A 13,207-nucleotide genomic window follows, 5' to 3' on the forward strand; every position below is an offset into this window, starting at 1 on the left:
TGGACACACGCCCCCGCCGGCACCTCACGCCCGTTCCCGCAGGTCACAACCACAATCCGTCATGATCGTGTGCCCGCCGACTGTCGAACTCGGGGGTGTGCGCCGCCTGCAGATCGGCAACGCGCCGACCCCGCAGATCATCGATCTGCATGTGCTGGGAGACGAGCGCAGCTGCCTGCAGGACGAGCGCGGCAATCAGTGATCCGCGGAGCACGAGATGGCGCCGCGGCCTTCGCGGTGTTTCATTCACGATACCCACATGATCCCTCACGTTGTGCGACGGTGACAGTGTAAGAAGCCGTTGTCGTACCGATCGGTTCGCCTGGCGGTCGAACGGGGGTTCCCGGTCGGGTGATCTTTCGGCGGTCCATATGACCGACGCGGAGGAGACGGTTGCCCGGGCAATCGTCAGTGGCCGGTGCTAGGTTCTGGCCCTCGTGACGACGGAGGGGATTCTCGATGCAGGAGATATGGGCGCGGATCGAGACCGTGCTCGGGCGGATCGCCCCGAGGGTGCTGGCCGCGATGCCGCCCGGTGCCACCGAGGAGGAGATCGCGGCAGTGGAGGCCGTGATGGGGGTGGAGCTTCCGGAGGATGTCAGGGACTCCTACCGCTGCCACGACGGTCTGCCGGGGGTCCTGATCGGCTGGCACGCCGCGCTCTACTCGCTCGGCGAGATGGCGGACGACTGGCGTGAGCGGGCCGTTGACGCCGGAGACCCGCCTTGGGACGAGCGGGAGGAGGACGGCGTGATCCGCCGGGACATCTCCTGGTCCGCCGGGTGGATCCCCTTCATCGGGATCGGCAATGGTGACGTGATCTGCATCGATCTGGATCCGCCCACTCCCGAGCGTCGTGGTCAGGTCATCGACTGGTCGCACGAGGGCTGGCGGGCCCGGTACGAGACCGCCGGTCTGCGGGAGTTCCTGGAGGGCTTTGCCGCTGACCTGGAGGCCGACCGCTACCAGGTCGACGAGACGGGCGGCGCGTGGAGCGACAGTGGCCTGCCGTTGGTGATGCTGAAGGACTGAGGACGAGGCCCGCCCAGGAGGTAGGTATTCTGTCAATGGCCTTGAAGTTCTCCCCGTAGACGGCCATGAGTTCTCCCCGCTGGCGGCCACGGAGTCTTCCCCAACGGCGGCCAGTTATCTCCCCGCCGTGGATGGTGCTCGGGTCAGCTGAAGGGCTTCACCCCCTGGCCGGAGGTGGCCTGGGTGAGCCGGAAGCTGTCACCCTGAGTGACGACGTGTGGGCGTGGTGCATGAGCCGGTCGACGGTCGCGGTCGCCAGCGTCTTCGGCATGATCTCGTCGAAGCCCGACGGGTGCAGATTCGAACTCACGGCCAGCGCCCGTCGCTCGTAGGCTGCATCGACCAGCCGGTAGAAGCCCTCGGCGGCGTCCGGTGAGACGGGCAGCAGGCCGATGTCGTCCAGCTATGCCGATATCCGCATAGCTGGACGAGGTGGGCTACATCCCGTTCGACCAGGACGCGGCGAACCTGTTCTTCCAGCTCATAGCCTCGCGTTACGAGCAAGGCTCGGTGATGGTGACCTCGAACCTGCCCTTCGGGCGGTGGGGAGAGACCTTCTCCGATGACGTCGTCGCGGCCGCGATGATCGATCGCCTGGTCCACCACGCGGAGGTCCTCACCTTGACCGGCGACTCCTACCGCACTCGTCAGCGACGCGAACTGCTGAACAAGGACAACGGCGCCGGACGCCGGTGAGTCACAGCGCCCACCAGCAATACAGCCGCTGGTCGGAAGCCTGAGCACGCTGGGCCAGACCGGCCAGAGCTTCCAGGACATCGGCCGTGACCTCGACATTGACCCCGATCTGCCGGAGCTCGTCGGTCTTCGACCACGGCTCGGCGAAACGGACGAGGTCGTCCTGCGATGCCGAGGCAAGGGCAGCGGTCAAGGTATCCGTCAGGCTGACCACGAACGCCCCGTCGTCCTCCGGGTCGGACAGCAGTTGCCCGGACCGCGGACGTTCGCTCGCCTCCTCATAGCTGCAGCTCGTCATGATGGCTTCGAGCTGGGCGATCGCGACGACCGGGTCGATGTTCTTGAGGAAGACCACGTCGAGGCCCGCCTGACCCGGCCCTCCCGGCGTCTGGAGGACAGCGACAGCAGTGTGATCGTCGGCGGCGGAGAAGTAATCGCACAGCGGCATGCCGACGATTCTGGCACCCACGGCTGACAGCCCTGCCGACAACCAGGGCACTTGCTGACAACCACACCAGGGGGTCAGGTTTCCAAGAGCGTTGACGCCCCGGACAAGCCCAACACCATCCAGCCCCCGAGCACGTCCAGAACAGCCAGCGCCCAGCGGACAGCGGCACCGACGCGGCAGCCACCACCCGAGCAACCCGCGGCCCGGGGGACTGCCAGGCACCGGCGCCTGGCCCGGCGAGGCGGATCCTGACGTCGGCTCCCCGGCCGCACATCACCCCGAAGGTCAGGGGCAGAGCCGCCTGTAAGTCCCGTCCGGCTCGACCACGATGGCATGACACTTTGCATGCCCCGCCCCCGAGTACAGGTTCACAAGCACAGGCACGAGAGCGGCAACCAGTACGGCGAAGACCAGCAGCACGCCGAGCAGCCAAGGCTTCTTCATGCACCTATGACGGGAACAGCCCCAAGCACGTTCCCGATCGTAGCCCCGGTACGCCGCCGCACAGCGCGGCCGGACGCCGGCGGGCCAGCAGGTACCGCGGACGTGCCGCCCCCCACACCGTGCCGGGCCTGACGGCCACCCAGCAGCGTCACAGCGCGGGCGGGCCCGGGGGCGCAGCAAGGCCAGCAGAGGCAGCACACGGGCCCGGCCCGAGCAGGACGCGGACCCGGCCAGGCCGGAACGGCGGCGCAGCAGGCGCGCGCTGTAGGCGGGCCCCGATGAAGGTACTGGGCGGACCGTCCGATGTCTGGTCAACCGCCCGGGGCGATCGATACAGCACAGACGGCATTGGTCGGGCAGGGAAGGGGCGGGACCCGCTTGACAGGTGGTGTCTGAACGGCCGCCGGGCCCGCTGGCGGTGGATCATCGGCCGTGCCGCCGAGAAGGACGGTCACGGCGCAGCCCCCGACCACCAACACCACCCAAGCGGTCACCGCACCGCGTTGCCATCGCTTCACATCGTCCCCCCTCGTCTACATCGTGGCGGCGGCCACTGTATCCAGCGCGGCGCTGGCCAGGAGGCCACCTGGGTGGCCACACCGCCCGGGGCCTGCGATCAGGCGCAGCGGGCCGGCGCTGCCCGCCACGGGCGGTGTGGCGGTGGCGCAACGGGGCGGGCAGGGGCAGAACGCCGGCCAGGCCGCCCGAACGACGACACAGCAGACCCGGCCGGGACGGCGGCGCAGCAGACCCGGCCGGGACGCAGGCGCAGCAGCAACTCCGGCCCGGACAGCGGAGGCACCTCCCGAAAGCACGCCAGGCGGCGCCGGCCACCAAGGCAGCAGCCCGGGGCGCAGCGCGGCGATGGCGTCGGCGGCCTGTTCGGGGGGGGCCGCGGGGTGGGCTGTGAGGCGTCCGGGGTGGGCCGGAGGGTTTGGGAGGGATGGCGGTTGGGTTCGGGCGAGTCGTCTGTACCAGGAAGACCCGGGGATGACCTTGATGTGAGTCTCGCTTTGGTCGACGCAGCACCCGGCCGTGCGATCGCCCTCGAGGTTGCGCGGAGCTGTGGCACGCGGACCTTGCCCGCGTACCCGCACCACCAGGCCTGCCCTCAGGGGGCGGGCCCGGTTCCTTCTTGGTCAGCGCACCACCGCTCCGTTCGCGCCGTGTACTCCACGCCGAGCTCTACCGCCTGCCCGACCGTCAGCTGCGGCACCGGTGCATATCGGTACAGGAAATTCGGGTTGTACCTGCGGAATTCATCCGGATCCGCAGGCACTACTGGCCTGCTGCCTTCAATCGGGCCGAACTCGAAGAACCCCGGCCACCGCCGCGCCTCCGCGAACCGCGCCTCCAAGTGCCTCTTCGATGTCCCATCTCCGGGATGGGCGTCCGGAACAATGAGGGCCAGCCGGAACTACGGTCCCTGCAGCTGCCAGCCGAACGTGATGCCCTCCGGCCCTTCTACGAGTGGCTGGATCAACGCCGTACGGTTGCTCAGCCCCACATACGTCTCCACACCCCGAGCCCGCAACTGTGCCGCGACGTGGAAGAACCGCATCTTCTGGACCCCCGGATCGAGCCGCACTCGGTCCAGCACCGCCCGCAGCTCGCTGGGCAGCATGAGCGCCTCATCTGCGGCGGGGCGCCCCACCAACGCGGCCAATTCCCCCAGCACCCGGACCATGTCGAGCCACCGCTCCATGGTGTCGGCCACATAGGCGTCCTCGCCCCGCACCAAGCCCACCACCGGCCGGAGCCGTGACGCGAGCTCCTCGTAACCCATCCACCGCCAAACCTGCCCCGGCCCGGACTCCCAGACGCCCGCGTCCCACAGGGGCTCCGTCAGCGACAGCAGCTCGGGATCCTGAGGAGCGAACGAGTCCGCGATCTTCGCCAACTGCGTCTCGTCCGGCAGCGAGAAGACCTTGTTCTCCGCAACGAGCGGCCGACGACGCCCCTCGCCCTCGACCAGCAGATCGGTGTGCGACGCTTCCCGCGCCACCCGCACCGCACCCGGCGCGGCAGTGACCGCCTCTGCGACGACAGGGAACCGCTGCATCAACCACGCCAGCAGGTTCGAATGGAAAAGTTCCTTGCTGCCCAACGACATCACAAACAGCGGATCCTGCTCCAGCCGCGACACCAGCGCCTGGACCGCAGCCACATCCCCACCCCAAGGAGTCATGCGGAGCAGCTTCCCACTGTCCCGCCGGCGTAGAGCAACCCGAAGCGACGTGCACCGTGATCGGTACGACAGCACCTTCTGGACTGGCGTCCGCTGCGCTACCTCCGCCCACTCTCCTCGCCCGCACGGGCCGGGTCGTTGTCGCGGACCTTGACGCGGAACAGCTCGCGGTAGGCGGTGAACTTCGCGGCGACCCGGGGCGGGGGCCATGGTGGAGCGGTCGACCTCGACCATCAGGACCGGCACGCCGATCTCCGGGGCCTGCCACACGCCGTCCGGGCGCACCTTGCGCTTCCCGCCGGGCAGCACGAACTCGGTCTCGGTCGACCAGGACCGCATGGTGCCGAGACCGCCCGCGGCCCCGAGCGCGGTGCCGCCGAGGACGAAGGCGAGCACCGTCTCGTTCACCGCCATCGCGTGCTGCGCACCCGAGCGGCCGGCGCCCCGAGCCGTTCCACCCATCTCCGGGCGGACCATCCCGAGCACCGAAGCGGCCGCGTCCAGCCCGGCCGCACCCTCCAACCGCCACGTCTTGTGTCGTTCCTTGGTGTTGCCGTCCGAGGCAACCAGGCCGTGCAGCGCGAGGTCGCCGAGCGCCTGCCGGACCGCCTTGTTCGACACCGCCTTCGGGCGCAGCAGGCGCTGGAGCTGATGGGCGGTGGCGACCTTGAGGACGCCGAGGGCGGCGAGGACGTCGGCGCGCAGCGCGGTGGTCGAGCCGCCCGGGTTGTCGGTGCCGCGCCGGTACGTGGTGCGGCCCGGCCGGGCTGGCTAGGCGCGTGCTGCCGCGCTCACGCCTGGCCTGTGGCGGGCGGTGGACTCTCGGGCCACACTTCGAACGCCTGTGAAACCCCCGCCGGCGGTCCGGCACGGAAACGGTCGCGGATCAGCGCCGCGACCTTGGCTACGGCATCGGCTCGACCGCCGAGCTCCACTTTCACCGGGCCAGCGCCAGCATGTGCGAGGGCAACCGGCCATGTGGCGGGTTCGGTGATCGGTGCCGACGTGTCCACCTGCCAGCGGGTGCGGACCACCTGATCGGCGGGTGAGACATAGTCCCCGGCTGTGCCGGGACTCGGGACAGCGATCAGCCTGAACGACTGGCCTACCGCGTCGGCGACCACGTTCGCCACGGGTAGCGCACCGGCGATCGACATGTGCACCATCGCACTCGGTCCCCGTGAGGGGCCGGCACCGGTCATCGCTCTCCTCCGTGGTCGGTTCCTCTCCCAGGGTCTACCGGTGCCATGCCTGCCGCACCTGGGCAGCGGGGAGTCTCAGCCCCGCGCACAGCGGCTGGCGGCACGACGTCGGCCAAGGCGCGTGTGTGGGCGCAACGGCCACGCCGCTGCGACACTTTCCCGGCTCCCTGGCCGCGGGATCCCCTGCGGTGTAACGTTTTGATCAAGCAGTCGTGGTTCCGAAGTTCTCGCCCGCGGTTACATGTCGTGGGCGTTTTTGCTGTTCAGCGCCTCTCCGGACCAAGGCGATCACCTCCGGGCCCGCAATCGCGGGACCCGATCAGTTCCCCCGAGGGAGAAGCGCATGGCTACCGGCACTGTGAAGTGGTTCAACGCTGAAAAGGGCTTCGGTTTCATCGAGCAGGACGGCGGCGGTCCCGACGTCTTCGCCCACTACTCGAACATTGCGACCCAGGGCTTCCGCGAACTCCAGGAGGGCCAGAAGGTGACCTTCGACATCGTGCAAGGCCAGAAGGGCCCGCAGGCGGAGAACATCCGCCCCGCCTGACCCCCGAGCGCACAAGCGGGCGCCCCGCACGGATCCACGCGCGGGGCGCCGATTCCTTCTGACAGGAGCCGAGCGTTGCAGAGGAAACCGCACTCCTCGCCGTCCTCGCCGGTGTGGGCCTTGAACTCGCCGAACGCGGCCCGGCGGTCCTTGAGGCGATCGGTGCCGGGCGCGTGCCTACTCTGCTCCGTACGGGTCGATCTGGCCGGAAGGCGGCTGCAGTAACGGGCGGCTGCGCAGGCGACTCGGCAGGATGGCGGGATGGATCGTGCAAGTACCAGGATCTTCACGACGGCTGTCACCGTGTTCGTGGCGTTGGGCGTCCTGCTCGGCTGCTCGTCGATGAAGTCGACGCCCGAGCCGGGGCACAACACGGAAACAGGGACGGACACCGGAGCAGCGACTGCGGCAAGCAGCACCGGAAGTGGCGGGTCCACGGGGAGCACCGGCACTGGCGGCGGAGGAGCCGGCGGCGGATCCAAGGCCAGCAGCAGTGGCAGTGGTGGCGGCGGGTTTAACACTGCAGGTCGGCTCTCCGACAACTTCTCCGGCACCTGGCCCGATGACCTCCACCTGAACGTCGACAACTCCTCGGCCACTGCAGCCTTCGTCGGCACCGTCAGCGTGGCCGACTGCACCGACGACAAGCACACCCAGAAGGCCACCCCTCCGTCCCAGCCGGTCAACGTACCCCCGAAGGGCTCACAAGCGCTCGACTTCAACTTCAACCCGGACACCGAGAAGCAGCCAATCAGCACACACACCGTGTGTGTGAAGCTGAACGACCAACAGGGACACCTGATCGACCAACGGAAGACCCCGGTCACCGACACCAGCGCGCCGACGGGGCCGGCAGGGAACTCGCCTTCCCCCACCCCCTGAGGCCGCCAGGAGCACGGCGGTGAACGAGAGCACCACACCGAGCGCAGGATGGGTGGGCACCCTCGCCTCGGTCCTCGCCCCGACCACCTACATCGGGGCACTGCTGTACTTTTTCGGCTTCAGCTACACCGACGCAATGTACGAACAGTTCGGCATCGACGCCGCGACCCTGGGATTCTCGACCCAGGACTATCTGCTGCGCAGCGCGAGCGCGCTGTTCATCCCCGGGTTCGTCGCCCTGGCCGGCGGCCTGCTGCTGTTGTTCGGCTACTATCTGTCAGGTTCCGTAGGTCAGCCATCGCGCGTGGCTGAGACCGCCGGTGAAGGTCACGCCCTGCGCGATGCCGTCCGCTACGGGTCGTACACGCTGATCGCCGCCGGAGCCGTCCTTTTCGCGCGCGGCCTGCTCGGCGGATTCCAGATCTGGCCGGCCAGCGAGCTAGCGACGCCGATACTCCTCGGAGGGGGACTGCTGCTGGCCGCCTGCGGGCGAGTGTTCGCCGTTCGCAGCTCGGGCCGCACCTATCCAATCCATCAGGAACTGGTGGCACTGATCCTCGTCGGCGCGCTGGTACTTCTCGCCTCCTTCTGGGCCTCCCACGTGGCCGCCAAGATGCACGGTCGCAGCGACGCCGACTACCTCGCCCACCATCTGTCGCTCCGGCCAGCGCTGCGGGTCGACACCATCGAGCGCCTCTACTTCGATAGCCCGGGAGTTCGGGAGACGGAGCTGCCAGCGGACGGCCCCAAACAGCAGTTCCGATACCGCTACGAGGGCTTGCGGCTGCTGGCACAGTCCGGCAGCCGGATGTTCATCATCCCGGAGAACTGGACCGCAAAGAGTTACGTGCTGATGACCGCCGCGGACCCGAACATCCGCGTTTCCTTCCATCCCAACTGAGCTCCCTCGCTCGCGCCCGCCGCTGCGCTCTACGAGGCGCGCGTCACGGCCGGGCCCGGCGGGGTGATGGTCGGCGGCCGGCTGGGCGACCAACCCGAACAACCGCCGGGACGGCCCGGAGAACAGCCCCAAGAGGGCACCACACCTCCACGGGTGCACCAGCCTGCCAATTGACAGGCCCGGCCCTCATGGGTGCGGTGGGGAGTTTGACGGGGCGAAATTCACCGGCCTTGCGGGGCGGAACTCACCGGGTGCCGAGGAGAACTCACCGGCTGGACGTGACCTTGATGGGGGTGGTGAGGTTCACCGGTCATGACGAACGTGACCGTCCTGCCGGTGGTGGCGAGCCAGCGGCCGAGGACGAGGACCAGGAGCAGCGGGAACAGCAGCACGCGGTGAACGAGGTGCTCGCCGATGCGGGCGAGGCAGGCCGCGTGGCGGCCGGGTGGGTGCGCGAGCTCGCGGCCCGGCAGACGGAGGAGCGGCACCGTGCGGTGCTGGAGCGGGCCGCCGACGCCGTCGAGCAGGCCGCCGGCCGGGAGGTCGTCCCGGGCGGTGACGGGCAGCTGGCCGAGGAGCTGGCGTACGACCTGGCCGCCTACGTCGACGGCCCGTCCGCGTCGGCGGCGGTTGGCACGTTGGTCGTCCGGCTGGGCGATCGTTGCTTCGATACCGCGTTTGCGCAGGTAGGCGCGGTTGGCGCGACTGGAGTAGGCCTTGTCTCCGCGAGCCCGGTCGGGCCGGGTGCGGGGGCGCCCGGTTCCGGTGCGGGCCACGTTCAAGGCCTGCATGAGTGGAATGAACATCGGGCTGTCTCCGCGCCGGCCGGGCGAAGTCAGCCAGACCAGGGGTCGGCAGCGGTCGTCTGCCAGCAGGTGGACCTTGCTGGTCAGCCCGCCCCGAGAGCGTCCCAGGACCTCACGGCCCTCTGCGTCCACACGCGCGCCGCCCCCTTTTCGGGGTGGTCGGCCGGGGACCGGTGCCGGGCCCCGGCCGCGTGCGGGTGGGCACGGCATGTCGTGGAGTCGGCGTTGACCGCCCACAAGCCGTTCGAGTCCCGCGCGGTGGCATCGGCGCCGGCCTGCACGGCACGCAGGATCTTCGACCAGGTGCCGTCGGCCGACCAGCGGCAGTGGCGCTCGTACACGGTCTGCCAGGCTCAGGAAGTGGCCCGCCCGGGCACGCCCCAGCCTGAAGATCCATAAGGGTAGAGCCATCCACTCGGCAGCGTGTCGGTGTGGGGGCCTGGCCGTTGGTCATGAACGCTGTTGCACACCTATGAAGCACACACGAGAGTGCGGCAGCGGATCAGGTTGACCGAGGCAGTGGCGGCCCCGTAGTTCGACAGGTGGTGCGATGAACTGGAAGACGTGGCTGTCGCCGCGGCCCTGGGCGACGTCACCGGCTGTCTCTTCGCTCTTGGTCCTGCCCCCGGCGGCGGGGGGATACATGCTTTTCGAATCCAACTCCGGCTACTTCTCCAACCTCGCCGGCTCCAACTTCTCTGACGCATATCGCTCCTGGAGCGTCTGGGTGGGGATCGCCTTCGCGATCTGGGTCGCCATCGGGGTAAGCCTGTTGGGCACAGTGCGGCAGCTTCGTGGCCTGTTCACCCCGGACCCGCCCGCGATCCCCGTGCGGGGACTGTTCGTGATCTACCTGGCGTATGCTGCGCTGATCGCCAGCCCCCTCCAGGTGGCCGGAGTCCCTCGTCCGGCGCTGAGCACCGACTTCGAAGTGCGCGTCAAGGTAGTCCTCGCCGTTGGGCTCGCCGCCGGCGCGCCGGCCGTCATCACCATCTGGCTTGTGGCTGACCGACTGCGTCAACTACGAAGACTGCTCCGAAGGGCCGACACGCTTGGCTCGCCAGGTGACCGGATCGATGAGTTGCGTAGGCTCTGGCAATACTCGCTGGCCGCGTTGGCCGCACTCAGCGGCGCCCTGTCCGTAGGAGTGCTCACGATCGACGGAGTGCGTGCTCTGGCAGTAGTCGTCGAAGTGGACAAGGGAAGTGTCGCCGGTGCATTCCCGCTGTGGATGATGCTGCTCGTAGGCTTGTTCCTCACCATCGCCTTCGCCTTGGTATACGTGCCCATGCTCCTGTCCTGGCGCGGCTGCGCGCACCAGCTGGTTGACACCGTCTATCCAACACCGACAACAGGCATGCCGGATGACGACTGGACCCAGGGACGGGCGCGGTTGACGGAGCTCCTCGGGCTCGACGTCGGACTCATGAAGCGGCTGTCGAACACGTTTCTCGTTCTGGCCCCGCTTGCGGTCAGTATTTTCACCGTACTCGTCAAGCAAAAACACGGCTGAGGGGCTTGCGCGGCCAGCTGCCCACGCAGCGTCAGACCCGCCAGCCCGGCGCACAACCGGTCGAAGACCTGCTGGTAGCCCAGCCCGGTGAAGAGTGCTGAGGCCAGCAGGGGTCTGTACGGTCTTCGACACACCCCACGATCGCATCCTCCAGCCGCCACGATTCAAACGGTGGGGTCGGCGCCGCCGGCGGTCAGGGCCTGCGGTTGAGCAGCAGGGCGAGGATGGTGCGGGCTTCGCGGCGGGCGGGGTTCGGCGCGGTGATGGCGGTGAGCGTCAGTGCGGTGAGGGTGAGCAGGTAGCCGGTGGCCGAGGTGGCCAGGGCGATGGCGGCGGGGGCGAGCTGCCGACAGACGGCGAATCCCGGCCGCTGTGAGGTTCACGAGGTCCAACAGGCTCGAAGTCACGTTCGCCCGGGCGCGGTAGCATCCGCGCATGTCTGACAAGACCGTGATCGAGCTTGTGCTGGTGGACGCGGAGAACGGGAAGCCGTTCGCCCGCTCCGAGATGCCGGTGAACCAGTTGCCGGAGACGTTCGCGCACGCCACGCGGCTGGACCTCGGCGGACAGGGGTGGGAGGTGGTCGACGCCCAGCCCGCCGAGGTGCAGGAGTTCCGGGCCACCGGCCGACTCGTGCTGACGCTGCGTCGCGTGCACCAGGTGGACCCGCGCACGATCGGCTACACCCTGCCGAGCATCCTCGAGGAACTGCCTCCGCTCGCGCCGGCGGACCCGACCGCGGACGATCTCGTGATCCACGAGGACGACTGGCGGCAGACCGAGTTGGTCGAGCGGGGGTGTGCCGGCTCAGTCGCCGATGAACTGGAGCAGATCCGCCGGATCTACCGACACCACTCCCAGAGCCTCGGCGAGGGGGAGTCGGCGTTCCTGGGCTTCACCCGGCTGCACCCGCGCCGCGGCCCGGAACTGCCGCTGCCCTCCGGCACGCTGACCCAGCAGCGGCTCTTCGAACTACTGCCGGTGTCACGCCGGTACGACGGCGTTGCGTTGCGCGACGCCCAGGGGCGGATCGTCGGCTCCTTCGCGGCCCGGGTCGGCGAGATCACGGTCTACGGCTGCACCGACCCGAGCGGACGTGTGACCGCGCTGGGCCTGACCCCGGCTGTGCCAGGGCCGGACGCGGTCCCCGGCCTGACGGCCGTGCTGCGTGAGTTTGACCTGCTGCTGGTCGACTGGTGCGCCACCCGCTGCGAGGATGCGACCGGCCCGGCGCTGTAACCGGGCACGAGCAGCCCACCCGCGCGCAGGGTGAACGTGCGCCGCAAGGCCTGGTGGCGCGTACCGTTGGCGACCTGGGAAGGCCCACAACCAAGACTGTTCCACCGCTTCGCACGCCTCGCACACTCCCGACCACCAGGCCACTGACCAGGGCAAATGGAGAAGTCCTGCTGGAACATTAGTACTCCAGTGCGACTTCGTCATCTTGAGCCTGAAACTCGACAGGTGAAACCTGAGTGCCCCATCAATCGACATGTATCGAACGTGTGTTCTAGGCTCGCTGATCGTTCGCACAACGGACTGCGATCGACGTCGAGGGCGGGAGTGGCTCGGGCATGGCAGAGATCGTCTTGTTTCACCACGCGCAGGGGCTGACGCCTGGCGTTGTCGGCTTCGCCGACGAACTGCGTGCAGCCGGCCACACCGTCCACACCCCGGACCTGTTCAACGGGCAAACGTTCAACTCCATCGAGGAGGGCGTCGACTACGCACGGCAGGTCGGCTTCGGTGAGACCATCGAGCGCGGCGTCCGCGCGGCCGAGAACCTGCCGCAGGGGATCGTCTACGGGGGATTCTCCCTCGGGGTGCTCCCCGCCCAGAAGCTGGCGCAGACCCGACCGGGCGCCCAAGGCGCACTGCTGTTCTCCGCCTGCATCCCGGTCTCTGAGTTCAGCACGGCCTGGCCCGACGGCGTACCAGTACAGGTGCACGCGAAGGAAGCCGATCCGTTCTTCGCCGAGGATCTCGACGCCGCCCGCGCGCTCGTCTCCGGTTCCACCGACGCGAAGCTGTTCCTGTACTCCGGAGACCAGCACCTGTTCGCGGACAGTTCGCTGCCGTCACATGACCCAGATGCCTCCGCGCTTCTGACGCAGCGTGTGATCCAGTTCCTCGACGCACGGTGAGGAGTTCCACGATGGCGGCCCGGCCGATGACGATCAGCCGGGCACAGGCGCGCCGGCTGGCTGTCTCACGGCAGGCATCAGCCAGACCCTGCTGTTGTCGCGCTTGAGTCGCTTGATCGTGGCTTCGCCGGCGCTGGTCAGGCCGACGGCCTGGCCGATCTCACGCATGGACGGCGGGTAGCCGCGGCGCTGGACGGAGTCGCGGATGACCTCGATCACCCGGCGCTGGCGCTCGATGAGGCCTTCGGCGTCAGTGCGCACGCCCTTGGGCCGACCGCTGCGGGCGCGGGTTGTCACGGTGTCGGCCACGGTGCCCTCTCGATCGTGCGGGTGTTGACTGTATCCGGTGTCCTGCGGGTCCGTCACCGGGCTTTGGGGTTCGCTGACCTGCCCGGATGCCGGAT

The 13,207-nt window shown here is 68.8% G+C and carries 13 protein-coding genes and 2 pseudogenes; 9 read left to right on the forward strand and 6 right to left on the reverse strand.

Annotated elements, in window-relative coordinates; genetic code table 11:
* Together ABZW30_RS44710 and ABZW30_RS44715 are read left to right on the forward strand one after the other, a co-directional pair.
* The coding region (locus ABZW30_RS44710; RefSeq protein ID WP_355677079.1) for a hypothetical protein at window positions 1–202 on the forward strand (202 nt) is incomplete at its 5' end.
* Between the two features lie 257 nt (window positions 203–459).
* On the forward strand, window positions 460–1,032 hold the full coding sequence (locus ABZW30_RS44715; protein ID WP_355677080.1) for an SMI1/KNR4 family protein: 573 nt from the start codon (window positions 460–462) through the stop codon (window positions 1,030–1,032).
* Window positions 1,033–1,175: 143 nt separating this feature from the next.
* Here the strand turns inward: ABZW30_RS44715 and ABZW30_RS44720 are convergent.
* Window positions 1,176–1,435, reverse strand: a pseudogene (locus ABZW30_RS44720) (ATP-binding protein); the annotation flags it as partial.
* Window positions 1,436–1,464: 29 nt separating this feature from the next.
* On the opposite strand from ABZW30_RS44720, the gene ABZW30_RS44725 reads away from it, so the two are divergent.
* Window positions 1,465–1,728 (forward strand): ATP-binding protein, encoded by a 264-nt coding sequence (locus ABZW30_RS44725; RefSeq protein WP_355677081.1) that lies wholly within the window; start codon window positions 1,465–1,467, stop codon window positions 1,726–1,728.
* A 1-nt stretch (window position 1,729) separates the two neighbouring features.
* Here ABZW30_RS44725 and ABZW30_RS44730 read toward each other — a convergent pair whose 3' ends face one another.
* The 3 genes from ABZW30_RS44730 to ABZW30_RS44740 all read right to left on the reverse strand — a co-directional run bounded on the left by ABZW30_RS44730 (window position 1,730) and on the right by ABZW30_RS44740 (window position 5,974).
* Window positions 1,730–2,176 (reverse strand): hypothetical protein, encoded by a 447-nt coding sequence (locus ABZW30_RS44730; RefSeq protein WP_355677082.1) that lies wholly within the window; start codon window positions 2,174–2,176, stop codon window positions 1,730–1,732.
* 1,861 nt (window positions 2,177–4,037) lie between these two features.
* Window positions 4,038–5,513: a replication-relaxation family protein gene (locus ABZW30_RS44735; protein ID WP_355677090.1), complete on the reverse strand. Its 1,476-nt coding sequence runs from the start codon at window positions 5,511–5,513 to the stop codon at window positions 4,038–4,040.
* Between the two features lie 86 nt (window positions 5,514–5,599).
* A complete protein-coding gene (locus ABZW30_RS44740) occupies window positions 5,600–5,974 on the reverse strand; it encodes a hypothetical protein (protein WP_355677083.1) in 375 nt (124 codons plus the stop codon).
* 379 nt (window positions 5,975–6,353) lie between these two features.
* Between ABZW30_RS44740 and ABZW30_RS44745 the strand changes: the two genes are divergently transcribed.
* The 3 genes from ABZW30_RS44745 (at window position 6,354) to ABZW30_RS44755 (ending at window position 8,340) form a co-directional block, all read left to right on the forward strand.
* On the forward strand, window positions 6,354–6,557 hold the full coding sequence (locus ABZW30_RS44745) for a cold-shock protein (protein WP_153465202.1): 204 nt from the start codon (window positions 6,354–6,356) through the stop codon (window positions 6,555–6,557).
* 315 nt (window positions 6,558–6,872) lie between these two features.
* The gene (locus ABZW30_RS44750) at window positions 6,873–7,439 is read left to right on the forward strand and encodes a hypothetical protein (RefSeq protein ID WP_355677084.1); all 567 of its coding nucleotides are present in this window, start codon (window positions 6,873–6,875) and stop codon (window positions 7,437–7,439) included.
* Between the two features lie 19 nt (window positions 7,440–7,458).
* A complete protein-coding gene (locus ABZW30_RS44755; protein WP_355677085.1) occupies window positions 7,459–8,340 on the forward strand; it encodes a hypothetical protein in 882 nt (293 codons plus the stop codon).
* Window positions 8,341–8,561: 221 nt separating this feature from the next.
* Here ABZW30_RS44755 and ABZW30_RS44760 read toward each other — a convergent pair whose 3' ends face one another.
* Entirely contained in the window at window positions 8,562–9,557 is a 996-nt protein-coding gene (locus ABZW30_RS44760; protein WP_355677086.1) for a transposase, read from the reverse strand.
* 139 nt (window positions 9,558–9,696) lie between these two features.
* Here ABZW30_RS44760 and ABZW30_RS44765 point away from each other — a divergent pair, with 139 nt between their 5' ends.
* From ABZW30_RS44765 to ABZW30_RS44775, 3 genes are all read left to right on the forward strand, one after another.
* Window positions 9,697–10,659 carry a hypothetical protein gene (locus ABZW30_RS44765; RefSeq protein WP_355677087.1) on the forward strand — a complete coding sequence of 321 codons (963 nt, stop codon included), beginning with the start codon at window positions 9,697–9,699 and terminating at the stop codon, window positions 10,657–10,659.
* Between the two features lie 435 nt (window positions 10,660–11,094).
* On the forward strand, window positions 11,095–11,898 hold the full coding sequence (locus ABZW30_RS44770; RefSeq protein WP_355677088.1) for a hypothetical protein: 804 nt from the start codon (window positions 11,095–11,097) through the stop codon (window positions 11,896–11,898).
* 335 nt (window positions 11,899–12,233) lie between these two features.
* Window positions 12,234–12,803 carry a dienelactone hydrolase family protein gene (locus ABZW30_RS44775; protein WP_355677089.1) on the forward strand — a complete coding sequence of 190 codons (570 nt, stop codon included), beginning with the start codon at window positions 12,234–12,236 and terminating at the stop codon, window positions 12,801–12,803.
* 132 nt (window positions 12,804–12,935) lie between these two features.
* Here the strand turns inward: ABZW30_RS44775 and ABZW30_RS44780 are convergent.
* Window positions 12,936–13,100: pseudogene (locus ABZW30_RS44780) on the reverse strand (repressor LexA); the annotation flags it as partial.
* Window positions 13,101–13,207 lie beyond the last annotated feature (107 nt).

Source organism: Kitasatospora sp. NPDC004669, from assembly GCF_040609455.1.
Classification (GTDB): Bacteria; Actinomycetota; Actinomycetes; order Streptomycetales; family Streptomycetaceae; genus Kitasatospora.

What these genes read in the sequence shown, in the direction of transcription:
- ABZW30_RS44715 (WP_355677080.1), top strand. Translation starts at nt 460, where the DNA reads ATGCAGGAGATATGGGCGCGGATCGAGACCGTGCTCGGGCGGATCGCC.
- ABZW30_RS44740 (WP_355677083.1), bottom strand. Translation starts at nt 5,974, where the DNA reads ATGGTGCACATGTCGATCGCCGGTGCGCTACCCGTGGCGAACGTGGTC.
- ABZW30_RS44775 (WP_355677089.1), top strand. Translation starts at nt 12,234, where the DNA reads ATGGCAGAGATCGTCTTGTTTCACCACGCGCAGGGGCTGACGCCTGGC.
- ABZW30_RS44770 (WP_355677088.1), top strand. Translation starts at nt 11,095, where the DNA reads ATGTCTGACAAGACCGTGATCGAGCTTGTGCTGGTGGACGCGGAGAAC.
- ABZW30_RS44760 (WP_355677086.1), bottom strand. Translation starts at nt 9,557, where the DNA reads ATGGCTCTACCCTTATGGATCTTCAGGCTGGGGCGTGCCCGGGCGGGC.
- ABZW30_RS44745 (WP_153465202.1), top strand. Translation starts at nt 6,354, where the DNA reads ATGGCTACCGGCACTGTGAAGTGGTTCAACGCTGAAAAGGGCTTCGGT.
- ABZW30_RS44730 (WP_355677082.1), bottom strand. Translation starts at nt 2,176, where the DNA reads ATGCCGCTGTGCGATTACTTCTCCGCCGCCGACGATCACACTGCTGTC.
- ABZW30_RS44765 (WP_355677087.1), top strand. Translation starts at nt 9,697, where the DNA reads ATGAACTGGAAGACGTGGCTGTCGCCGCGGCCCTGGGCGACGTCACCG.